This window comes from Endozoicomonas atrinae, assembly GCF_001647025.1.
GTDB classification, from domain to species: Bacteria; Pseudomonadota; Gammaproteobacteria; order Pseudomonadales; family Endozoicomonadaceae; genus Endozoicomonas; species Endozoicomonas atrinae.
In genome coordinates this window covers 1-649 of the sequence record NZ_LUKQ02000716.1, presented here as the reverse complement: position 1 = coordinate 649, position 649 = coordinate 1, and the positions used below count along the sequence as shown (strand labels likewise).

Below are 649 nucleotides of genomic sequence, written 5' to 3'. Positions count from 1 at the left end.
TTAAACTGTTGGAGGAGGAGTTCCAAACTGAATGCGACCTACGGACAGTTTATAAGCTACTACATAGAGTAAAGTTGTCGTGGATTTCTGGCAGATCAAAACACCCAAATCAGGATCTTGAAGCGCAGGAGACATTTAAAAAAACTTCAGCAAGGAAGTAATGGCGGTTGTGCCTTCACAATCACAGAAAGTCGTCATTGATATCTGGTTCCAGGATGAAGCGCGGTTCGGGCAGCAAAACTCCATCAGCAGGGTATGGGCGCCAACAGGCAGTCGGCCCGGCCTTATACGTCAGCAGCAGTTTGAATATGTTTACGTGTTTGGAGCGGTATGCCCTGAGCAGGATCGAGGAATTGGGTTGGTATTACCCCGTGCTGATTCAAAGGGGTTGACCATGCACCTTGAGGAAATATCCAAAGCAACGGCCCCAGGTCATCATGCCGTGGTAGTGATGGATCGTGCAGGTTTCCATATGGCCCAGGATATTCCGAAGTTTGAAAATTTAAGTGTTCTTAAACTGCCACCATTCGCACCGGAGTTAAACAGCTCAGAAAGGCTATGGGAGTGGATGCGGGAGCATGACTTATCAAACAAAGCATTTTCAGGTTATGAAAATATTGTAGATTGTTGCTGTGAAGCTTGGAATAAC

General features: G+C 46.4%; 2 protein-coding genes. Both read left to right on the top strand.

Going from position 1 to position 649, the window contains the following annotated elements; all coding sequences use genetic code 11:
* Positions 1-8 precede the first annotated feature (8 nt).
* Positions 9-161, top strand: a complete 153-nt coding sequence (locus AK963_RS36970) for a helix-turn-helix domain-containing protein (protein WP_420795630.1) — start codon at positions 9-11, stop codon at positions 159-161.
* Positions 161-649, top strand: a 489-nt coding sequence (locus AK963_RS30240) for an IS630 family transposase (RefSeq protein ID WP_066018855.1), incomplete at its 3' end; no start/stop codon positions are given. The genes AK963_RS36970 and AK963_RS30240, both read left to right, overlap by 1 nt.